The 19038-nt window shown below is 67.6% G+C and carries 22 protein-coding genes and 2 tRNA genes; 8 read left to right on the forward strand and 16 right to left on the reverse strand.

Translation table 11 applies throughout. The features are described from left to right. Positions 1 to 85: 85 nt before the first annotated feature. The 7 genes from FZ025_RS07425 to FZ025_RS07455 form a co-directional block, all read right to left on the reverse strand. Positions 86 to 1765: a TonB-dependent siderophore receptor gene (locus FZ025_RS07425; protein WP_158185534.1), complete on the reverse strand. Its 1680-nt coding sequence runs from the start codon at positions 1763 to 1765 to the stop codon at positions 86 to 88. Then, positions 1657 to 2199 carry a TonB-dependent receptor plug domain-containing protein gene (locus FZ025_RS07430; RefSeq protein ID WP_053057244.1) on the reverse strand — a complete coding sequence of 181 codons (543 nt, stop codon included), beginning with the start codon at positions 2197 to 2199 and terminating at the stop codon, positions 1657 to 1659. Before FZ025_RS07430 ends, FZ025_RS07425 begins: the two co-directional genes overlap by 109 nt. Before the next feature lie 96 nt (positions 2200 to 2295). Then, positions 2296 to 4389, reverse strand: coding sequence for a TonB-dependent siderophore receptor (locus tag FZ025_RS07435; protein ID WP_053057245.1), 2094 nt, complete (start codon positions 4387 to 4389; stop codon positions 2296 to 2298). Positions 4390 to 4613: 224 nt separating this feature from the next. Continuing rightward, positions 4614 to 5288, reverse strand: a complete 675-nt coding sequence (locus FZ025_RS07440) for a uracil-DNA glycosylase family protein (protein ID WP_046979443.1) — start codon at positions 5286 to 5288, stop codon at positions 4614 to 4616. 304 nt (positions 5289 to 5592) lie between these two features. Further along, a complete protein-coding gene (gene bfr / locus FZ025_RS07445) occupies positions 5593 to 6063 on the reverse strand; it encodes a bacterioferritin (RefSeq protein WP_046979444.1) in 471 nt (156 codons plus the stop codon). Positions 6064 to 6176: 113 nt separating this feature from the next. Then, positions 6177 to 6386, reverse strand: a complete 210-nt coding sequence (locus FZ025_RS07450; protein WP_046979445.1) for a (2Fe-2S)-binding protein — start codon at positions 6384 to 6386, stop codon at positions 6177 to 6179. A 79-nt stretch (positions 6387 to 6465) separates the two neighbouring features. Further along, on the reverse strand, positions 6466 to 7077 hold the full coding sequence (locus FZ025_RS07455) for an RNA pyrophosphohydrolase (protein WP_046979446.1): 612 nt from the start codon (positions 7075 to 7077) through the stop codon (positions 6466 to 6468). A 121-nt stretch (positions 7078 to 7198) separates the two neighbouring features. On the opposite strand from FZ025_RS07455, the gene FZ025_RS07460 reads away from it, so the two are divergent. Together FZ025_RS07460 and FZ025_RS07465 are read left to right on the forward strand one after the other, a co-directional pair. Continuing rightward, a tRNA-Met gene (locus FZ025_RS07460) sits at positions 7199 to 7275 on the forward strand. A gap of 44 nt (positions 7276 to 7319) precedes the next feature. Then, positions 7320 to 7394, forward strand: a tRNA-Gln gene (locus FZ025_RS07465). A gap of 416 nt (positions 7395 to 7810) precedes the next feature. Here the strand turns inward: FZ025_RS07465 and rpsI are convergent. After that, positions 7811 to 8203, reverse strand: coding sequence for a 30S ribosomal protein S9 (gene rpsI / locus FZ025_RS07470; RefSeq protein WP_003470251.1), 393 nt, complete (start codon positions 8201 to 8203; stop codon positions 7811 to 7813). Between the two features lie 2 nt (positions 8204 to 8205). Next, positions 8206 to 8634: a 50S ribosomal protein L13 gene (gene rplM, locus FZ025_RS07475; RefSeq protein ID WP_003470250.1), complete on the reverse strand. Its 429-nt coding sequence runs from the start codon at positions 8632 to 8634 to the stop codon at positions 8206 to 8208. Between the two features lie 232 nt (positions 8635 to 8866). Between rplM and coq7 the strand changes: the two genes are divergently transcribed. Then, positions 8867 to 9511, forward strand: coding sequence for a 2-polyprenyl-3-methyl-6-methoxy-1,4-benzoquinone monooxygenase (coq7, locus tag FZ025_RS07480; RefSeq protein ID WP_046979194.1), 645 nt, complete (start codon positions 8867 to 8869; stop codon positions 9509 to 9511). A gap of 193 nt (positions 9512 to 9704) precedes the next feature. Continuing rightward, complete coding sequence (locus FZ025_RS07485) at positions 9705 to 10214, forward strand: hypothetical protein (RefSeq protein WP_244292478.1); 510 nt, start codon at positions 9705 to 9707, stop codon at positions 10212 to 10214. Positions 10215 to 10305: 91 nt separating this feature from the next. Here the strand turns inward: FZ025_RS07485 and FZ025_RS07490 are convergent, their stop codons facing one another. Together FZ025_RS07490 and speD are read right to left on the reverse strand one after the other, a co-directional pair. Beyond that, on the reverse strand, positions 10306 to 10623 hold the full coding sequence (locus FZ025_RS07490; protein ID WP_046979196.1) for a DMT family transporter: 318 nt from the start codon (positions 10621 to 10623) through the stop codon (positions 10306 to 10308). Positions 10624 to 10742: 119 nt separating this feature from the next. Further along, positions 10743 to 11537, reverse strand: coding sequence for an adenosylmethionine decarboxylase (gene speD, locus FZ025_RS07495; RefSeq protein ID WP_046979197.1), 795 nt, complete (start codon positions 11535 to 11537; stop codon positions 10743 to 10745). Between the two features lie 148 nt (positions 11538 to 11685). Here speD and crp point away from each other — a divergent pair, with 148 nt between their 5' ends. Both crp and FZ025_RS07505 read left to right on the forward strand, forming a co-directional pair. Next, positions 11686 to 12375 carry a cAMP-activated global transcriptional regulator CRP gene (crp, locus tag FZ025_RS07500; RefSeq protein ID WP_046979198.1) on the forward strand — a complete coding sequence of 230 codons (690 nt, stop codon included), beginning with the start codon at positions 11686 to 11688 and terminating at the stop codon, positions 12373 to 12375. Between the two features lie 48 nt (positions 12376 to 12423). Continuing rightward, entirely contained in the window at positions 12424 to 13182 is a 759-nt protein-coding gene (locus tag FZ025_RS07505; protein WP_046979199.1) for a sulfite exporter TauE/SafE family protein, read from the forward strand. A 4-nt stretch (positions 13183 to 13186) separates the two neighbouring features. On the opposite strand, the gene FZ025_RS07510 is transcribed toward FZ025_RS07505, so the two are convergent. The 5 genes from FZ025_RS07510 to FZ025_RS07530 form a co-directional block, all read right to left on the reverse strand. After that, on the reverse strand, positions 13187 to 13909 hold the full coding sequence (locus FZ025_RS07510) for a haloacid dehalogenase-like hydrolase (protein WP_046979200.1): 723 nt from the start codon (positions 13907 to 13909) through the stop codon (positions 13187 to 13189). After that, positions 13906 to 14700, reverse strand: a complete 795-nt coding sequence (trpC, locus tag FZ025_RS07515) for an indole-3-glycerol phosphate synthase TrpC (RefSeq protein WP_046979201.1) — start codon at positions 14698 to 14700, stop codon at positions 13906 to 13908. Before trpC ends, FZ025_RS07510 begins: the two co-directional genes overlap by 4 nt. A gap of 159 nt (positions 14701 to 14859) precedes the next feature. Beyond that, positions 14860 to 15903 (reverse strand): anthranilate phosphoribosyltransferase, encoded by a 1044-nt coding sequence (trpD, locus tag FZ025_RS07520; protein ID WP_046979202.1) that lies wholly within the window; start codon positions 15901 to 15903, stop codon positions 14860 to 14862. A gap of 19 nt (positions 15904 to 15922) precedes the next feature. Then, a complete protein-coding gene (locus FZ025_RS07525) occupies positions 15923 to 16072 on the reverse strand; it encodes a hypothetical protein (RefSeq protein ID WP_158185535.1) in 150 nt (49 codons plus the stop codon). A gap of 2 nt (positions 16073 to 16074) precedes the next feature. Beyond that, positions 16075 to 16653 carry an anthranilate synthase component II gene (locus tag FZ025_RS07530; RefSeq protein ID WP_046979203.1) on the reverse strand — a complete coding sequence of 193 codons (579 nt, stop codon included), beginning with the start codon at positions 16651 to 16653 and terminating at the stop codon, positions 16075 to 16077. A gap of 761 nt (positions 16654 to 17414) precedes the next feature. Between FZ025_RS07530 and FZ025_RS07535 the strand changes: the two genes are divergently transcribed. Further along, the gene (locus tag FZ025_RS07535; protein ID WP_104558435.1) at positions 17415 to 18206 is read left to right on the forward strand and encodes an ABC transporter ATP-binding protein; all 792 of its coding nucleotides are present in this window, start codon (positions 17415 to 17417) and stop codon (positions 18204 to 18206) included. Further along, complete coding sequence (locus FZ025_RS07540; RefSeq protein ID WP_046979205.1) at positions 18206 to 18955, forward strand: MlaE family lipid ABC transporter permease subunit; 750 nt, start codon at positions 18206 to 18208, stop codon at positions 18953 to 18955. The genes FZ025_RS07535 and FZ025_RS07540 overlap by 1 nt, the downstream gene beginning before the upstream one ends. Positions 18956 to 19038 lie beyond the last annotated feature (83 nt).

The following is a 19038-nucleotide window of genomic DNA, read 5'->3' on the forward strand; positions in this document are numbered from 1 at the left end:
GTGGCCGAGGTCGAAGGGAAGGAAGAGAGGCCTGAGCTGCGCGCCGACCGCGCCGGCGGGAATGGCCCGGCTGGCGGCGCGGAACTCACAGTTCGAACGTCGCGCTCAACGCCCAGGTGCGCGGCTGGCCGTAGCCGTTGCCGTCGTTGCTCCAGTAGCGGCGGTCGGTGAGGTTGGTGATCTCCGCGCGCAGCGTCACCGGCGTGGCGGCCAAGCGCATGCGATAGCCGATGCCGGCATCGAGCAGGGTGAAGGACGGCAGCGTGAGGTCGTACAGGTCGTTCCACATCGAGGTGCCGTAGGGCTGCGAACCATAGTGCTTGGCCGCCGCGTGCACGCTCAACCCGGGGATTGCGTCGAAGATGTAGACCGTGTTGAGCGTGGCCTGGAATTTGGCCACTCCGGCCGGGGTCCTGCCCATCGCGGCGGCCTCGCTGCGCAGGTATTCGGCGTCGAGCCAGGTCGCGCCGGCGCCGATGCGCCAATTCGGCGTGGCCTGCGCGCTGGCGCTGACGTCCACGCCCTGGTAGCGCACCTCGCCGTCCTGCACGTAGTAGTTGGCGGCGTTGCCGTACTCGGCACCGCGCTCGATGCGGAACCAGGCGGCATCCAGCGCCCAGCCCGCGCGCTCCAGCTTGTAGCCCAGCTCGTACTGCTTGCTCTGCAGCGGCGGCAGCAGCGTATTGCGGTTCTCGTAGAGCTGGCCGACGGTACTGCCCTGCTCCAGCGATTCCACGTAGCTCGCGTACAGGGTCTGGTCCACGCGCGGCTTGAACATCAGCGCCACGGTCGGGGTATCGACCGATTTCTGGTAGCGGGCGGTATGCGCGCCGTCCACGTCCCAGCTGTTCTGTTCGTAGCGGGTATGGCGCAGGCCCAGCAGCAGCGACCAGTGCGCGCCGGCGCGGAGCGTATCGCTGGCGAACAACGCGTTCTGCTCGACCCGGTCGCTGCGGTAGGTGTCGCGCGAATGGGTGCTGTGGTAGCTGAGGTCGCTGTCCTCGTACAGGTTGGAGCTGCCCAGCTGGTACCAGAGGTTCTGCTTGGCCCAGCCGCTGTCGGCCTGTTGCCAGCTCAGGCCGGCGACCAGTTGATGGTCGATCGGGCCGGTGCTGAAGCGGCCTTCGAGCAGGCCCTGCGCCAGGTAGTTCTCGGCGAGGTTGCCCAGGTCGTAGATATAGGTGCTGGTGTCGCCCTCGCGGTCGAGCACGTAGTCCCAGATCTTGTTGATCGCGCTGCGGAACTTGCTGTAGCTCAGGTCCAGGCGCGCGTTCCAGGCGTCGTCGATCCGCCAGCGCAGGCCGCTCATCGCCGACTGCATCTCGGTGTTGAAGAAGGTGTCGTGGATGGAGCGGTCGCGGCGCGGATCGACACGCTTGGGCAGTGCGCTGTCGGCGTAGCTGTAGAAGGTGACGGTCGGCGCTTCATTCTCCAGTTTGCGGTCCTGGTAGAGCAGGTCGGCGCTCCAGGTGAGGTCGTCGGTCAGGCGCGCGTCCAGCCCCAGCGAGGCCAGCGTGCGTTCGACATGGGTGTCGTTGTAGGTGTCGCCCTGTTCGCGCAGCACGTTGAGCCGGTAGCCGAAGCGGTCGTCCTCGCCGAAGCGGCGGCCGTTGTCGACCTGTGCGCTGTACACACCGCCGTCGCGGTAGCCGACGCTCAGGTCCAGCAGCGGCGCGTCGGTGGGCTTCTTGGTGACGTAGTTGATGATCCCGCCGGGCGCGCCGAAGCCGTACATGAAGCCGCTGGCACCCTTGAGCAGTTGCACCTGTTGCAGGGTTTCCGTCGGCCATTCGGCGCCATAGTGTACAGCGGCATGCCGTTGAGCTTGTAGCCGTTGCTGTAGCTCACCGGCAGGCCGCGCACCTGGATGGTGGTGTACCAGCTGCTGTTGTAGGCGCCGACGTTGCCGGAGACCGACGGATCGGTCATGAACATCTGCGCCAGCGAGTTCACCTGGCGCGCCTGGAGATCCTCGGCATCGATGCGGGTGATCGAGAACGGCGTGTCGCGCGCGGGCCGTTCGCCGAGGGCGCCGGCCGGCACGTCGACGCGTTCGGCGCTGACCCGGATCGCGTCCAGGTCGGTGGTCTTGCGCTCGGCGGCTGCGGCTGCGGGTTCGGCGGCATGCGCGGGAGCGCACAGCGTGGCCGCCAGCGCGAGCGGCAGCAGCGAGGGGCGTTGGCGTCGGGTAGCAGGCATGAGGGCGTCCGTTGATCGAGAGAAAAGAGCGTCGTGCCTTGCCGCTGCGGCGGGGTGGACGAAAGCGCGGTGGACCTGCACAGCCCGCCGCGCGGTTCACAGCTCGAACTGCACGCTGAGCGCGTAGGTGCGCGGGGCCCCGACGCTGTTGGTGATCCAGTACTTGCGGTCGGTGAGGTTGTCGATGCTGGCGCGCCAGGTGACCGGATGCCCGCGCAGCTGCATGCGATAGCCGGCGCCCAGATTGGCCAGGGTGTAGTCCGGCAGCTTCAGTGTGTTGGCGGTGTCGTACCAGACGTCGCCGAAGTAGCGCAGCGCGGCGTAGACGCTGAGTCCGTCGATGGCGGGGAAGGCGTAGTCCACGTGCACCACGCCTTGCCAGCGCGCCGCGAAGCTGACCCGGTGGCCCTGGTCGGCCGCGTTGCCCGGCGACAGCTTGTCGTAGCGCGGATCCAGCCAGGTGGCGCCGCCGCCGATGCTCAGCTGCTCGCTGAGGCGGTAGTCGCCGCTCAGTTCGATGCCCTCGTACAGGGTGATGCCGTCCTGCTCCAGATACTTGCCGGTGGCGGTGACGCGGTCGATGCTGGCGCCGCGCTCCAGCCGGAACGCGGCCGCGTTGGCGTTCCAGCGCGAATAGGCGATCTTGGCGCCGATCTCGTACTGCTTGCTGATGGTGGGGTCGAGCACCTGGCCGGCGTTGATGTAGTCGTCGCCGACGCGGCCGCCGGCTTCCAGCGACTCGATGTAGCTGGCATACAGGGTGACGGCATCGGCCGGCTTGTACATCAACGCATAGGTCGGGGTGACCGGATAGGTGTGATACGCACCGCGCTGCGCGTAGTCGTTGTAGCGCCAGCCGGCCAGCAGCGACCAGCCCGGCGCGAACCCGACGGTATCGCTGACGAACAGCGCCTTCTGCAGCGTCTCGCTGCTGCGGGTCATCACCCGCGAGGCGCTGCTGTAGTGGGTCATGCCCTGCCAGTCGTAGAGATTGCCGCGGCCGATGGTCTGCCACACGTAGGGACGGTCCCAGCCGGTGGCGTCCTGGCGCGAGGCGCCGGCCACCAACTGGTGAGTCAGCGGGCCGGTGGCGAAGCTGCCCTGCAGCATCAGCTGCAGCAGCTTCCATTCGCTCTTGCCGCCCAGCGCGTAGGCGTTGACGTCGTAGTCGCCGTTGGCGTCGTCGATGTAGGCGAAGATCTTGTTGACGTCGTTCCAGGAGGTGGTGACGCCGTAGTTCAGGCTGGCCTTCCAGCCGTCGGCGAAACGCCATTCCAGGCCGGTCGACAGCAGCGTGGAGCGGGTGTCGTAGTACGAACCGTTCACCGAACGGTCGGCATCGCCGCCGATCGCGCGCGGCACCGCACTCAGGCCGATGAAGTAGTACTGCGGCGCTTCCTCGGACAGCTTGCGGCTCTGATGGACCAGGTCGGCGGTCCAGGTGAGGCGATCGCTCAGGCGCGCGTCCAGCGCGGCCGAGACGACCTTGCGATCCACCTCGCCACCGTTGTACGTCTCGCCTTTCTCGCGGAAGGCGTTGAGGCGGTAGCCGAACATGTCCTGGTTGCCGAAGCGCCCGCCCGCGTCGAGCTGGGCGCTGGCGACCGCATCCGAGCGCCAGCCGAGCCTGGCCGACAGCGTGGTCGTATCGGTCGGCTTCTTGGTCGTGTAGTTGACCAGGCCGCCGGGCTGGCCGAAGCCGTACAGGAAACCAGCCGGGCCCTTCAGCAATTCCACCTGCTCCATCACTTCCAGCGGCCATTCGCTGCCCCAGGACGAGACCTGCAGGCCGTTGACGCGATAGCTGTCGTAGCTCAGGCCGAGCCCGCGGTTGATGATCGGCGAGCTCCAGCCGCTGGAATAGGCGCCGACCTGGGTGACCACCGACGGGTCGTTGAAGAACGCATCGCCCAGCGACACCACCTGGCGCTTGTCGAGGTCCTCGCGGTCAAGCACCTGGATCGCGAACGGCGTGTCGCGCACGCTGCGTTCGCCCAGCGCGCCGGCGTTGGCATGCACGCGTGCCGCGGTGACGCTGACCGTGTCCAGTTCGGTGGCCTGATCGGTGGCGGCGTCTTCGGCGTAGGCATTGCGGGCCAGCAGCAGTGCGGTGGCGAACGCGGCCAGGCGCACGCGACGAGGGAATCGGCAGGAGGAGACGTGCGCGGCGGACACGGAGGGGAAACGCATCGGTGGCATCCTTTCGGCGGGCAACAGCGTGCCGCCCGCGATCAGCAAAAGCGGTGGGGAAGGGTGGTTGGCTGACCGCTGGATGTCCCGGATGCGGGAAAACGGCTCCGTCGATGCGGAGTCGCGCGCTGGCTAATGCGAATTGTTCTCTTTTGTGAAGCCCAGGTCAACGCATCGTGATTTCCGCCGTGGTCCGCGACGCCAGCCGGCCCCGGCCAACGCACTCACACCGACAGTTGCCGCAGGCGCGCGTCGAGCAGTGCCGGGAAGCGCTTGAACCAGGTCTGGTTGAGCGGCGAGGGATGCGGCAGCGGAGACAGAGTGAAGCGTCGCGCCGCGCCGCTCCCGGTGTGCAGGCTGACTTCGGTGTGTGCGCTGAAACGCGCGTCGTCGGCCCAGAACGCATCCAGCTGCGCGCGCACGTCCCTGGGCTGGTCGATGCCGAACCACAGGAAGGCTTCGCGGCCGAGGGTGACGATGGCGCGGCCGCGCCATTGCTCGATCAGTAGGCGCCGCATCAATGGATGGAAGCGCCGCTTCACCGGCATCGACCAGGCCTTGTTGCCACGCGGCTTGTACGGCACGGTGTTGATCCAGAAGACATCGCGGCCGACCGCGAGCGAGGCCGCGAAATCAGGCATCGGTTGGCCGCCGTGCAGATGCCGGTACAGCGCCTTGCGCACGAGCTGCCCGCCGCTGCCAACGAACGGTTCGCCGTATTCGACTTCGGTGCGTCCCGGATCGCGGCCGAAGAAGCACAGCCGCGCATTGCGCCGGCCCAGGCCGATGATCGGCTCGAGCGGATCCTTGGCGTACCGCGCGTACACCGCGGTATCGATGCCGTCGGTGTGCGCGGCCAGTTCGCGGAACTGCTTGCGGATGTCGAGAGCTAGCGTCATGGGACGTCCTCGGAGACCGATCGCGACGCAGCCTAGATCATCTGGGATCCGGATGGTGTGGTGTGGAGCGACTTCAGTCGCGACGGGCCTTACCGGTGACGCCCGTCGCGACTGAAGTCGCTCCCACAAGTGACAGATCCGGCAAGTGACAGGATCCGGATCGACAATGTCCGCAGCGATGGCAAGCCGTACTCGGTTGCCGGGCGCCGGACGAGGCAGCCAAAAGCCGCCTGGGTGCGGACCACGGCACGACCTGGCGGCAATGCGCAGCGCCTGCCGGCAAGCGCCCGCAAAAAGCCGCCGCTCAGTCCTCGAGCTTGGTCAGCAGGTAGTTCGGCTCGCCGATGCGGCCGATCAGATCCAGCTGGGTTTCCAGCCAGTCGATGTGCTCTTCCTCCGACTCCAGGATGTCGGCCAGCAGCTGGCGGCTGACGTAGTCCTGGATCGACTCGGCGTAGGCGATGCCTTCGCGCAAGGTGGCGGTGCCGTCCTGTTCCAGGGCCAGGTCGCACTCGAGGATTTCCTTCGGGTTCTCGCCGATGCGCAGCTTGCCCAGCGCCTGGAAGTTGGGCAGCCCCTCGAGGAACAGGATGCGGTCCGCCAGCGTGTCGGCGTGCTTCATCTCGTCGATCGATTCCTTGTACTCGTGTTCGGCCAGTTCCTTCAGCCCCCAGTTCTTCAGCATCTTGGCGTGCAGGAAATACTGGTTGATCGCGGTCAGCTCGTTGTAGAGGACCTTGTTGAGGAACTCGATGACCTTGCTGTCGCCCTTCATCGCACCGCTCGCTAGTCTTGGAAAGCGCAGACTCTAGCGAATCGGCCGCAGCGATGAAGAAACGCGAATCGTGATCATCGCGCTGCGCATCCACGCGGCGCGATCGTGCCGCGTCAGGCGGCGCGGGCCAGGCCGCCCAGCACGGGCAGCGGCAGCTCGCGCAGCAGCGCGCGTTGCAGCAGGTCGCCGGCCATGTCCAGGCAGGAGCCGCAAGTGGCACCGCAACCGGTGCGCATGGTCAGCTCGGACACGGTGCGGCAACCGGCGGCGGCGGCTTCGCGGATCTGATGATCGGTGACCCCATTGCAGATGCAGACGTACACGATGGCGTTGGCGGCGAACGGCGCGGACTGCGCCTGCCGCCATTCAAACCAAAGTGAGAATGGTTGTCAATTCCGCCCGTTAATCGTTATTAATACGGGCGACCCAAGGCCCACCGCGCTTGCACGCACGCTTGCGCGGACGCTCGTGGCCGGCGTTGCTGCCGGGCATCCACGCCTCCTGCGCCAGGGTCGGCATGGCGCGGATCCCCGGCCCGGCGATGCTCTGCGCCAACGGCGCCAGATGGCGCAGCGCACGCGCGTAGACGCCGCGCTTGAACAGCACTACGTGCTCCACCGGGTACCAGAAATCGACCCAGCGCCAATGATCGAACTCCGGGGTCTCGGTCAGCTCCAGGTTCAGCTGGCTCTCGTCGCAGCGCATCTGCAGCAGGAACCAGACCTGCTTCTGGCCGATGCATACCTGGCGTTCGTTGCGGCGGATGGCGCGGCTGGGCAGCCGGTAGCGCAGCCAGCCTGGCGTCGCGCCGAGCACTTCGACGTGCTCGGGCAACAGCCCGGTCTCTTCACGCAACTCGCGGTACATGGCCTCGACCGGGGTCTCGTCGGTATTCATGCCGCCTTGCGGGAACTGCCAGCCGTCCCGGCGCACGCGCCGTGCCCAGAACACCTGACCATCCGGCCGCATCAACACGATGCCCACGTTCGGTCGATAACCGTCCGGATCGATCACGATGCGGACTCCTGAAAGAATCTACTGGCTCCGACTCTGCCATGGCTGCGGCTGGCCCACAAGCACGGCAAAAATCCGTTGACAGCCGTCCAATTTGCTATAAGAATTGGCGGTTCACCAAGGCTATGTAGCTCAGCCGGTTAGAGCACAGCACTCATAATGCTGGGGTCGGTGGTTCGAGTCCACCCATAGCCACCATGGTGTCCACGCAGCAGGCGTGCAATAATTGCAATCTGCGACATTGCCCCGTCGCCAAGCGGTAAGGCACCTGACTCTGACTCAGGCATTCGGTGGTTCGAATCCATCCGGGGCAGCCAAATAAAAAGCAAAGGCCGATCAAAAGATCGGCCTTTGCTTTTTTGTTTGGCGCGGGGTTTGCGTAGGCGCAAAGCGCCTACGCCCCGCACCTTGCTGCGCAAGCTGCGGGCCCCAGCCCTTCCGCTCCCACATCCCCGCGCCTGTCGGCGCGCGCCCTTGGACTCCAAGGGGGCTTTTCACCAGATACTTGATGCAGGTTGGACGTAAAGTCTCGCCCCGCGGGCAGACCGCGCTCGATTGCCGATAACGTTGAATGACGCATCGCCTTGGGCGGCAGCAATCGAACGCGTCCGATCCAAAGCTGCCGCCAAGGCGCGAAGAACCCTTGCCCCAAAACGACAAAAGCCCGGCCGGGGCCGGGCTTTTGCGTTCTTCCCTGGGGGATCCCGAAGGATCCCTCGCCAGGCGCGGTGGATCAGCGCTTGGAGAACTGGGTGGCGCGGCGGGCCTTGTGCAGACCGACCTTCTTGCGCTCGACTTCGCGGGCGTCGCGGGTCATGAAGCCGGCCTTGCGCAGCTCGGACTTCAGGGTTTCGTCGTATTCGACCAGCGCGCGGGCGATGCCCAGACGGATCGCACCGGCCTGACCGGTGGTGCCGCCGCCAGCGGCGGTGACGAAGATGTCGAAGCTCTCGGTGTTCTTGGTCAGCTCCAGCGGCTGGCGCACGATCATGCGCGCGGTCTCACGGCCGAAGAACTCGTCCAGCGGACGGTTGTTGACGGTGATGTTGCCGGTGCCCTTGCGCAGGAACACGCGGGCGGTGGAGGACTTGCGGCGGCCGGTGCCGTAGTTTTGCGTGATCGCCATGATTAGATATCCAGAACTTGCGGCTGCTGGGCGGTATGCGGATGCTCGGAGCCCTTGTAGACCTTGAGCTTGCGGTACATGGCGCGACCCAGCGGACCCTTCGGCAGCATGCCCTTGACCGCGATCTCGATGACGCGCTCGGGATGACGCTCCAGCGCCTGCGCCAAGGTCTCGGTCTTCAGGTTGCCGATGTAGCCGGTGAAGCGGTGGTACTTCTTGTCGTTGAGCTTGTTGCCGGTGACCGTGATCTTCTCGGCGTTGATCACCACCAGGTAATCGCCGGTATCGACGTGCGGGGTATAGACCGGCTTGTGCTTGCCGCGCAGACGGCGGGCCAGTTCGGTGGAAAGCCGGCCCAGCGTTTTGCCGGCGGCGTCGACGAGATACCAGTCGCGCTGGACGGTCTCGGACTTAGCGGTGAAGGTGCTCATTCTAAAGAAGACTCGGTTGGTCGGGCGGATTCCGGCAGCACGCTGCCTGAACTTTGCCACGCGTTGTGACTTGCAAAAACGCAAGAGGCGAAATTCTACGCGCCACCGGCGGCGCATGCAAGTCCGCCCGTGCGCGGGACGCCACCGCCGGCCGGCGCTTGGCATCACGGCGGCCCGGGGCGAAAATCGAATCCCCCACCGCCCAGGCCACTCGATGACGGCTCCCCCCTCGATGACGGCTCCCCGCCTGCATACCCGGCTCGACCGCGCCCTGGTCGAAGCCCAGCGCGCCCTGGAGACGGTGTTCGGCAATCCGCCGGCACAGCGCCCCTATCCGGCCGCGACCACCGCCGACGTGGTGCTGGCGCCGGACGAACGCCGCCACGCCGCCGGGCTGATGCGCATCAACCATGTCGGCGAGGTCTGCGCGCAGGGCCTGTATTTCGGCCAGGCCGCGGTCGCGCGCGATCCGGCGACCCGCGCGCACCTGCTGCAGGCGGCGCAGGAAGAGACCGACCATCTGGCCTGGTGCGCGGCGCGGCTGCGCGAACTGGACAGCCGCCCGAGCCTGTTCAATCCGCTCTGGTACGCCGGCAGCTATGCGCTCGGCACCCTGGCCGGGCTGCGCGGCGACGGCTGGAACCTCGGCTTCGTGGTGGAGACCGAACGCCAGGTCGAGGCGCACCTGGACGAGCACCTGCAGACGCTGCCGCCGGCCGACCTGCGCAGCCGCGACGTATTGAAGGTGATGAAGGCCGACGAGGCGCGCCATGCCGAACACGCCGAACAGGCCGGCGCGCGGCGCCTGCCGGCGCCGATCCCGCGCCTGATGGCCGCAGCCTCGCGGCTGATGAAAGCGGTCGCCTATCGGCTGTGAGCGCAGCGCGGCGCGTGTGCCGCGGGCGAGCGCACTGGCATTGCCGGTGCATTCGGGTTAATATGAACGAAAGCTGACTGTTTCCACGTCGGCCCACCCTGTTCCAGCGACCGGCGGTTTCATCCCGGCACCGCCTGTATCCGATGCACCACTGCGCCGAGCCATGCTGCTTGCGCCCGCCTTTCCGACCGACATGCCCGCACGCTCCATCCACATCCCCTCGCCACGGACCCGCTGGCTCTCGCGCCTGCTGTTCGCCAGCCTGTTCGCGTTCGGTGGCGGCGCGTTGCTGTACCACCTGCTCGGCGACTACCGCCATGCCAGCGCGATCCTGTCCGACCACTCGGTGGCCACGGTGCCGGTGATCGCCGACGGCGGCTTCGGCGTGCATGCCGAACCGCTGATGCATTACCGTTTCCACTATGCGTTCGAGAGCAAGGGCCGGCTGCACCGCGGCGCGTTCGAGGCCAGCGGCGCCGAGGCCGCGCCGCTGCTGCTCGATGGCGCCACGGTGGAGATCGCCTACGCCAACACCGACCCGTCGCGCTTCGGCCGCCTCGACCAGTTGCAGCACGCCGGCAACCTCGGCAGCGTGCTGACCCGTCTGGCGATCGCGCTGTCGATCGCCGCGCTGCTGGCCGCGGCCGCGCACCAGCTGCTGATCGGACGCGTGCTCGGCGCACGCCGTCCTGCCGTGGCCTGAGCGTTCGGGCAAAAACCGCGGAGCTGGCGTAGCCGCGGCGAACGCCTCGCTATGGCATCCGGCGACTTCTCACCCATCGCCCCCGCAGCGCTCAGGGCTGGACCAGCTTCAAGCCGATCACCCCGGCCACGATCAGGCCGATGCAGGCCAGCCGCGCTGGTGAGGCGCTGTCGCCGAACAGCGCGATGCCCAGCGCGGCCGTGCCCAACGCACCGATCCCGGTCCAGATCGCATACGCCGTCCCCAGCGGGATGTGCTTCAGCGCCTGGGTCAGCAGCCACAGGCTGATGCCGGCACCGGCCAGCGTGCCCAACGTCGGCCACGCACGGGTGAAGCCTTCGCTGTATTTGAGGCCGAGCGCGAAGCCGATTTCGAACAGGCCGGCGAGCAGCAGATAGGTCCATGGCATTGTCTGTCTCCGTAGACAAATAAAAACAAAAACGGCCCGATGTCTACACATCGGGCCGCCGTCGGCAGGGGGCGCAGCGCAAACGCCGCGGGGCGGGCCGTCCCGCCGAATGTGACGCGCTACTCGGCCAGATTGCGACCGTGGAACAGCTCCTCGATCTCGCGCTTGAGCAGCGCTTCGATGCGCATGCGCTCCTTGAACGAGAGGTTCTTGGCCTTTTCCTCGAACAGGTATTGGTCCAGGTCGAAGTCCTTCAGGTGCATCTTGGTGTGGAAGATGTTCTCCTGATAGACGTTGACGTCGAACATCTCGTAGCGCGCCTTGATGTTCTTGGCCAGGAAGTTCTGGATCGAATTGATCTTGTGGTCGATGTAGTGCTTCTTGCCCTTCACGTCGCGGGTGAAGCCGCGGATGCGGTAATCCATGATCACGATGTCCGATTCCAGCCGCTCGATCAGGTAGTTGAGCGCCTTCAGCGGCGAGATCACCCCGCAGGTGGCGACGTCGATGTCGGCGCGGAAGGTCGCGATGCCGTGCTGCGGGTGGGTTTCCGGGTAGGTATGGACGGTGATGTGGCTCTTGTCCATGTGCGCGACCACCGCGTCGGAGATGATCTCCCTGCCGGCCAGCTTCTTGTCGATCACCGGCTCTTCGGAGATCAGGATGGTCACCGAGGCGCCCTGCGGATCGTAGTCCTGGCGCGCGATGTTGAGGATGTTGGCGCCGATGATCTCGGCCACATCGGTGAGGATCTCGGTCAGTCGGTCGGCGTCGTACTGCTCGTCGATGTACTCGATGTAGCGCTGGCGCTCCTCTTCGGAAACCGCGTAGCAGACGTCGTAGATGTTGAAGCTCAACGCCTTGGTGAGGTTGTTGAAACCTTGCAGCCTCAGGCGAGGCAACGGCTTGACCACGGCGTGAATCCTCAAAAAGATGGATGGGGTAGAAAGGGCAGCAATTATGGGCCAAACGCGCCCGTAGCGAAACGTGGGGACTGGCGCTCGTTTGCCGCAGACAACGCGTCCCGTTAAGCTCCGGGGATTACGCAGTAGCGAAGCCGCCATGAGTCCCGGAAACACCTCCACTGCAACACCTGTGCGCATCGCTCCAAGTCCTCTGACGTTGGACACCGCCACCATCGATCGCTTCCTGGCGCATAGCCATCGACGCCGCTATCCGGCGCGCACCGACGTGTTCAGGCCCGGCGATCCGGCCGGCACCCTGTACTACGTCGTCAGCGGCTCGGTCAGCATCATCGCCGAGGAAGATGACGACCGCGAGCTGGTGCTGGGCTATTTCGGCAGCGGCGAGTTCGTCGGCGAGATGGGCCTGTTCATCGAATCGGACCAACGCGAGGTGATCCTGCGCACCCGCACCCCGTGCGAGCTGGCCGAGATCAGCTACGAGCGGCTGCACCAGCTGTTTCTGGGCTCGCTGTCGGCCGATGCGCCGCGGGTGCTGTATGCGATCGGCGTGCAGCTGTCCAAGCGCCTGCTCGACACCTCGCGCAAGGCCAGCCGCCTGGCGTTCCTGGACGTCACCGACCGCATCGTGCGCACCTTGCACGACCTGGCGCAGGAACCGGAAGCGATGAGCCACCCGCAGGGCATGCAGTTGCGCGTGTCGCGGCAGGAGCTGGCGCGGCTGGTCGGCTGCTCGCGCGAGATGGCCGGCCGCGTGCTGAAGAAGCTGCAGGTCGACGGCATCCTGCACGCCCGCGGCAAGACCGTGGTGCTGTACGGCGCACGCTGAGCGCAAGGCCGCGACCGCACGCCGCGCCAGCGGCGGTGGTCCACCGCGATGGTCCTGAGCGAGACGTTCTACTGGTTCGTGCTGGTCGGCCTGACGGCGCAGCTGGTCGATGGCGCGCTGGGCATGGCCTTCGGCCTGGTGTCCTCGTCGGTGCTGCTGAGCATGGGCCTGCCGCCGGCGGCGGTCAGCGCCAGCGTGCACAGCGCCGAAATCTTCACCACCGGCGCCTCGGGCCTGTCGCACCTGGCGCTGGGCAATGTCGACAAGCGCCTGTTCCTGCGCCTGGCGCTGCCGGGCATGGCCGGCGGCATCCTCGGCGCTTACGTGCTGACCCAGCTGCCGGGCGAGCGCATCCGCCCGTTCGTGCATCTGTACCTGCTGGGCCTGGCGGTGCTGATCCTGCTGCGCGCCGCCGGCCGCGCGCTGCCGCGGCAGCAGGTGCAGCGGGTGCCGCTGCTGGGCTTCGTCGCCGGCCTGCTCGATGCCAGCGGCGGCGGCGGCTGGGGGCCGGTGGCGACCTCGACCCTGCTGGCGCGCGGCGGCCAGGCGCGCACCACGATCGGCACGGTCAACGCCGCCGAATTCCTGGTGACGCTGTCGATCTCGCTGACCTTCCTGCTGACGATGGGCATCCAGCACCTGCAGATCGTGCTCGGCCTGCTGGTCGGCGGCATGCTGGCCGCGCCGCTGGCGGCGGTGCTGGTCAAGCGCGTGCGCGAACGCTGGGTGCTGGTGGCGGTGGGCCTGCTGGTGCTCGGGATCAGCCTGTACCAGATCGGCAGCACGCTGTATCGTTGGTGGGCCTAGCCGGTTACTGTGGCGCTGCGTCGCCGGCGCGGTCGCGGCAACCCCAGTTCAGGATCGGCGTGCCGGACGGCAGTTCGCGACGGAAGCGAGCCACCGCCGAGGCCTTGGGATTGACCACCACCGGTACCGCGGCCGCCTGCAGCAACGGCAGGTCGGCGGTGCTGTCGGAATAGGCGGTGGCGATCTCGCCGTAGCCCAGCTCGCGCAACATGCGCATCTTCTCTTCGTTGTGGCAGTGGCGGGTAGCGGTGACCGCGCCCAGCCGCGGGCCGATCAGGCTGCCGACCACCGGCACATCCTGCTGCGCGACGAAGCCGAGGATGGCGCGCGCCAGCTCCGGCGGCGCGCCGGTGGCGACCACCACCCGGTCGCCGGCGGCGCGGTGCCGGGCGAACACCTCCAATGCGTGCGGCAGCAGACGCTGGCGGATCTGCGCCTCGTGCTGCAGCACGTATTGGTCGATCACCCGGTTGAACGCGCGCGCGCGGCGCAGGCCGAAGCTGGCGATCCACACGTAGCCGGAGATGCCGCTGCGCCGGGTCGGCAGCATCGCCACCAGCGGCCCCAGTAGCGGCGTGGCCAGCAGCGCGGCGGCCAGGCGCAGCGGATTGCGCCGGATCAGCCAGGCGAACAGATGGCTGCCCGAGTCGCCGTCGTACAGCGTGTGGTCGAAATCGAACACCACCAGCGGCGCATCGGCGCGCGGGGCGGGATAGGCGCCGGTCATGGCTCGAAGAACAGCTGGCGCAGCGCCTCGCCGGGTTCCTCGGCGCGCATGAAGGTTTCCCCGACCAGGAACGCGTGCACGCCCGCGGCGCGCATCGTGGCCACGTCGGCCGGGCCGAGGATGCCGCTCTCGGTGACCAGCAGGCGGTCGCGCGGCACCGCCTCGCGCATCTCCAGCGTGGTCTGCAGCGACACGTCGAAGGTGCGCAGGTTGCGGTTGTTGATGCCGATCAGCGGTACCGGCACCTGGATCGCGCGCTCCAGCTCGTCGATGTCGTGCACTTCGACCAGCACGTCCATGCCCAGTTGCAGCGCCAGCGCCGACAGTTCGGCCAGCTGCAGGTCGTCCAGCGCGGCGACGATCAGCAGGATGCAGTCGGCGCCGAGCACGCGCGCCTCATACACCTGGTACGGGTCGATGGTGAAGTCCTTGCGCAGCACCGGCAGCGTGCACGCCTCGCGCGCCTGCTGCAGGTAGCGGTCGTGGCCCTGGAAGAAGTCCTCGTCGGTCAGCACCGACAGGCAGGCGGCGCCGCCGAACTCGTAGCTGACCGCGATGTCGGCCGGATGGAAGTCGGGCCGGATCACGCCCCTGGACGGGCTGGCCTTCTTGACCTCGGCGATCACCGCCGGCGCGCCATCGTCGATCGCGGCCTGCAGCGCACGCGCGAAACCGCGCACCGGCGGCGCCGCCTCGGCGCACGCGATCAGCTCGGCCAGCGGCACGCGCGCGCGGCGCGCGGCGATCTCTTCGGCCTTGCGGGCGAGAATGGTGCGGAGGATGTCGCTCATTGGGGTCGGATCCCGGGGGGCCGGGCATTATCGGTCAAGTTGGGACGGCCGGGACTCGGGACTCGGAAAGCGTAGCCGCCCGCTGGGGCAGCAGACGGCCACTGCAAATTCGGGTGAACTCCTTCAGGCAGCGGGGCTCGCCGAGTCCCCGGTCCCCAGTCACGAATCCCGGCATTCGGCCAGTTGCCGCGTGCACGCCACGTATGCATCCAGCTTGGCGCGCGCGCGGCCGTCGGCGATCGCCGCGCGCGCCAGGCCGATACCGGCGCCGATATCGGCCGCCACGCCGGCCACGTACAGCGCCGCACCGGCGTTGAAGGCGACGATGTCCAGCGCCGGACCGGGCACGTTGTCGAGCACGCCGAGCAGCATCGCCATCGATTCGGCGGCATCGGCCACCCTGAGGTTGCGGCTGGCCGACATGGCGATGCCGAAATCCTCCGGATGCACTTCGTACTCGCGCACTTCGCCGTCGCGCAGTTCGCCGACCAGGGTACCGGCGCCGAGCGAGAGTTCGTCCATGCCGTCGCGGCCCCACACCACCAGCGCGCGCTCGGCGCCCAGCTCGTGCAGCACGCGCGCCTGGATGCCGACCAGGTCGGGATGGAACACGCCCATCAGGATGTTCGGCGCACCGGCCGGGTTGGTCAGCGGGCCGAGGATGTTGAAGAGGGTGCGCACGCCCATCTCGCGCCGCACCGGCGCCACCACCTTCATTGCCGGGTGGTGCACCGGCGCGTACATGAAGCCGATGCCGGTGGCGGCCAGCGCCTGTGCCACCTGCTCGGGCTGCAGCTCGATCGCCGCGCCCAGCGCCTCCAGCGCATCGGCGCTGCCGGACTTGGAGGAGACGCTGCGGTTGCCGTGCTTGGCCACCTTGGCGCCGGCCGCCGCGGCCACGAACATCGCGCAGGTGGAGATGTTGAAGGTATGCGAGCCGTCGCCGCCGGTGCCGACGATATCGACCATGTGGCTGCGGTCGGCGACGGCGACGGTGCGCGAGAACTCGCGCATCACCGCCGCCGCGCCGGCGATCTCGCCGATCGTCTCCTTCTTCACCCGCAGCCCGGTGAGGATCGCCGCGGTCATCATCGGCGACACCTCGCCGCGCATGATCTGCCGCATCAGCCCGACCATCTCGTCGTGGAAGATCTCGCGGTGCTCGATGGTGCGTTGCAGGGCCTGCTGCGGGGTCAGCGTCATTGCGGTTCCTGGAAGGGGGTCAGAGGCTGGCGTGCGCGAGGATTTCCTGGCCCATCGGCACGCAGTCGCCGTCTTGCATCGGGTAGTAGCGCAGGCGCATGCGGTCCTCGCCCTTGGCGCACGGCAGCAACGCGATCGCACCAAGCACCACGCGTGGGGGCAGACGCATGCTCATCGCTCCAGGAAATTCTTCAGCAGCGCGTGGCCGTGCTCGGTGAGGATGGACTCGGGATGGAACTGCACACCCTCGACCGGGAACTGGCGGTGGCGCAGGCCCATGATCTCCTCGATCGTGCCGTCCTCGTGCTCGGTCCAGGCGGTGACTTCCAGGCAGGCCGGCAGCGAGGTCTGCTCCACCACCAGCGAGTGGTAGCGGGTGGCCTCGTAGCGGTCCGGCAGCCCGGCGAACACGCCGCGGCCTTCGTGGCGGATGCGCGAGGTCTTGCCGTGCATGATGGTGCCGGCGCGCACCACCTCGCCGCCGTAGGCCTGGCCGATGCTCTGGTGGCCCAGGCACACGCCCAGGATCGGGGTGTGCTGGCCGAGCCGCTCGATCAGCTGCAGCGACACGCCGGCCTCGTTCGGCGTGCACGGACCGGGCGAGATCACGATGCGCTCCGGCGCCAGGCGCGCGATCTCGTCCACGCTGAGCGCGTCGTTGCGCACCACCTTGACCTCGGCGCCGAGCGCCTGCAGGTACTGCACGAGGTTGTAGGTGAAGCTGTCGTAGTTGTCGAGCATCAGCAGCATTTTCAACGTATCCGATTGATTTTAAAGTGGATCAAAGCCATAACTTCGTAGCCGTAGCCGCTGTGATGCCCGCCAGTTCGTTTGATGCCCAAGCCGCTGGCCAAACAAGCAACACTAGAAGGCGCATCTTCGCACGTGCCGGCTCATGCTCAATCGCAATAACTGCCTTCCCCTCAGCCCACAGGAGGCGATCCAGCGTCTTGCAACGCGTGTCGATGGCGGCGCAATGTCGCTGTCGATCCTCAATGTCTAGCAAGGACTGAAAAGTGCCCTCCCCCCAATAATTGATTCTTCTCCCAACGGAGGGGACAGGCGCACGGCCGACCGTCGGAATTGTCGTCGTCTAGACAGCAAAACGGTGCCATGGCCGGAGGCCGCCGAGCGCGCGTTCCTCGACCAGCAGTTCGTCCTGCAGCACGCGCACTGCCTGGCCCACTTCGCTGGCGCCGACTTGCCGATCGTGGAAACCGCGCAGGCGCCGCCGGACAGGCTCTACCTGCGGCGCGGCGCGTCCTGGTCGATATCAGCCTGCTGCCCCCTGGCGTGGGCACGGCGTGGGCACGGCGCTGATCTGGAGCGGCAGGCGGGCATTCGGAGGAGGAAACCGGCCAGCCCCAGGCCCAATACACGCTGTTGCATGTACGGCATCCCCCGGACCATGCGCACGCGGGCATCACGGATGCGACAATACTGCACGGCCCGGTTCGGTTAAGTTCAGCGGACTGGTTCAATCCTGTATCGATTTTCTGTTAAAGGCCGCGATGGCGTCTTCCGAATCCAATGTGGTGCAGCTGTCGGGTGTGCGCATCGACCGTGGCGGCCGCACGATCCTGCGCGACGTCTCGCTGGCGGTGCCGCGCGGCAGCATCACCGCCGTGCTCGGCCCATCGGGCAGCGGCAAATCGACCCTGCTGGCGGCGCTGACCGGCGAGCTGGTCCCGGTCGCCGGCACGGTGGAGGTGTTCGGCCAGCCGCTGCCGCGCGGCAGCCGCGCGCTGCGCGAGACGCGCAAGAGCATCGGCGTGCTGCTGCAGGGCAACGGCCTGCTCACCGACCTGAGCGTGGCCGAGAACGTGGCGCTGCCGCTGCGCGCCCACACCCGCCTGCCCGAGCCGGTGCTGCAACGGCTGGTGGCGCTGAAGCTGCATGCGGTGGGCCTGCTCGCCGCCGCCGAGGTCTGGCCGCGCGAACTGTCCGGCGGCATGGCGCGGCGCGTGGCGCTGGCCCGCGCGCTGGCCCTGGACCCGCCGCTGATGCTCTACGACGAACCGCTGACCGGGCTGGACCCGATCGCCTCCGGGGTGATCATGAGCCTGATCCAGCGCCTCAACGACACCCTGGGCCTGACCAGCATCATCGTCAGCCATCACGTCCACGAGACCTTGCCGATCTGCAACCAGGCGGTGGCCATCGCCAACGGCGGGGTGGTCTTCGCCGGCACCCCGGACGCGCTGCAGGCCAGCGCCGATCCGCTGCTGCAGCAATTCCTGCACGGCCGCCCGGATGGCCCGATCCCGTTCGATGCGCCGCCGCGCGCGCGGAGCGCCGCCTGATGGGCGCCGTCGCCTCGCTCCGCGCGCTGGGCCGCGCCGGGCTGTTCTCGATCACCGTGCTGCGCGGCTCGCTGCCGACCCGCGATTTCCTGGCCGAACTGGTGCGCGAGATCTACAAGGTCGGCGCGCGCTCGCTGCCGATCATCGCCGTCGGCGGCGCCTTCGTCGGCCTGGTACTGACCCTGCAGGGCTACCGCACGCTGCAGACCTACGGCGCCTCCGATGCGCTGTCCACGCTGCTGGGGCTGTCGCTGTACCGCGAGCTGGCGCCGGTGCTGACCGCGTTGCTGTTCATCGGCCGCGCCGGCAGCTCGATCGCCGCCGAACTGGGGCTGATGCGCGCCACCGACCAGATCAAGGCGCTGGAACTGATGGCGATCGACCCGGTGGCCAAGGCGGTGGCGCCGCGCTTCTGGGCGGCGGTGCTGACCGTACCGCTGCTGACCGGCATCTTCTGCTCGCTGGCGATCAGCGCCAGCTACTTCGAGGCGGTGAGCGTGCTCGGCCTGGACCGCGGCACGTTCTGGTCGGCGCTGTCGAGCAGCGTGGATTTCTGGGACGACTTCGGCGTGGCGATGCTGAAGTCGGCGGTGTTCGGCGGCACCGCGGCGCTGGTGGCCGCGTATGTCGGCTTCCATGCCGAGCCGACCATCGAGGGCACCTCGGTGGCCACCACCCGCGCGGTGGTGAACGCCTCGCTGCTGGTGCTGATGTTCAATTTCGTCTTGTCGGCGCTGCTGTTCCAGTAAGGGACCGCGCCAACGCCCGCCAGCGCCGGCGGGCGCCGCTGCAACACCGGCCGCGGCACTGTCGCCGCGGCCCAGATGAATCA

The sequence above is a fragment of the Xanthomonas hyacinthi genome, from assembly GCF_009769165.1.
Classification (GTDB): Bacteria; Pseudomonadota; Gammaproteobacteria; order Xanthomonadales; family Xanthomonadaceae; genus Xanthomonas_A; species Xanthomonas_A hyacinthi.

Bases quoted from the DNA above. Each gene is read 5' to 3' on its own strand.
- FZ025_RS07535 (WP_104558435.1), top strand. From the start codon at position 17,415: ATGGCGTCTTCCGAATCCAATGTGGTGCAGCTGTCGGGTGTGCGCATC.
- FZ025_RS07525 (WP_158185535.1), bottom strand. From the start codon at position 16,072: ATGCGTCTGCCCCCACGCGTGGTGCTTGGTGCGATCGCGTTGCTGCCG.
- FZ025_RS07510 (WP_046979200.1), bottom strand. From the start codon at position 13,909: ATGACCGGCGCCTATCCCGCCCCGCGCGCCGATGCGCCGCTGGTGGTG.
- trpD (WP_046979202.1), bottom strand. From the start codon at position 15,903: ATGACGCTGACCCCGCAGCAGGCCCTGCAACGCACCATCGAGCACCGC.
- FZ025_RS07430 (WP_053057244.1), bottom strand. From the start codon at position 2,199: ATGCCTGCTACCCGACGCCAACGCCCCTCGCTGCTGCCGCTCGCGCTG.
- FZ025_RS07540 (WP_046979205.1), top strand. From the start codon at position 18,206: ATGGGCGCCGTCGCCTCGCTCCGCGCGCTGGGCCGCGCCGGGCTGTTC.
- coq7 (WP_046979194.1), top strand. From the start codon at position 8,867: ATGACGGCTCCCCGCCTGCATACCCGGCTCGACCGCGCCCTGGTCGAA.
- rpsI (WP_003470251.1), bottom strand. From the start codon at position 8,203: ATGGCGATCACGCAAAACTACGGCACCGGCCGCCGCAAGTCCTCCACC.
- FZ025_RS07440 (WP_046979443.1), bottom strand. From the start codon at position 5,288: ATGACGCTAGCTCTCGACATCCGCAAGCAGTTCCGCGAACTGGCCGCG.
- FZ025_RS07505 (WP_046979199.1), top strand. From the start codon at position 12,424: ATGGTCCTGAGCGAGACGTTCTACTGGTTCGTGCTGGTCGGCCTGACG.
- FZ025_RS07485 (WP_244292478.1), top strand. From the start codon at position 9,705: ATGCCCGCACGCTCCATCCACATCCCCTCGCCACGGACCCGCTGGCTC.
- FZ025_RS07490 (WP_046979196.1), bottom strand. From the start codon at position 10,623: ATGCCATGGACCTATCTGCTGCTCGCCGGCCTGTTCGAAATCGGCTTC.
- trpC (WP_046979201.1), bottom strand. From the start codon at position 14,700: ATGAGCGACATCCTCCGCACCATTCTCGCCCGCAAGGCCGAAGAGATC.
- FZ025_RS07530 (WP_046979203.1), bottom strand. From the start codon at position 16,653: ATGCTGCTGATGCTCGACAACTACGACAGCTTCACCTACAACCTCGTG.
- crp (WP_046979198.1), top strand. From the start codon at position 11,686: ATGAGTCCCGGAAACACCTCCACTGCAACACCTGTGCGCATCGCTCCA.
- rplM (WP_003470250.1), bottom strand. From the start codon at position 8,634: ATGAGCACCTTCACCGCTAAGTCCGAGACCGTCCAGCGCGACTGGTAT.
- FZ025_RS07435 (WP_053057245.1), bottom strand. From the start codon at position 4,389: ATGCGTTTCCCCTCCGTGTCCGCCGCGCACGTCTCCTCCTGCCGATTC.
- bfr (WP_046979444.1), bottom strand. From the start codon at position 6,063: ATGAAGGGCGACAGCAAGGTCATCGAGTTCCTCAACAAGGTCCTCTAC.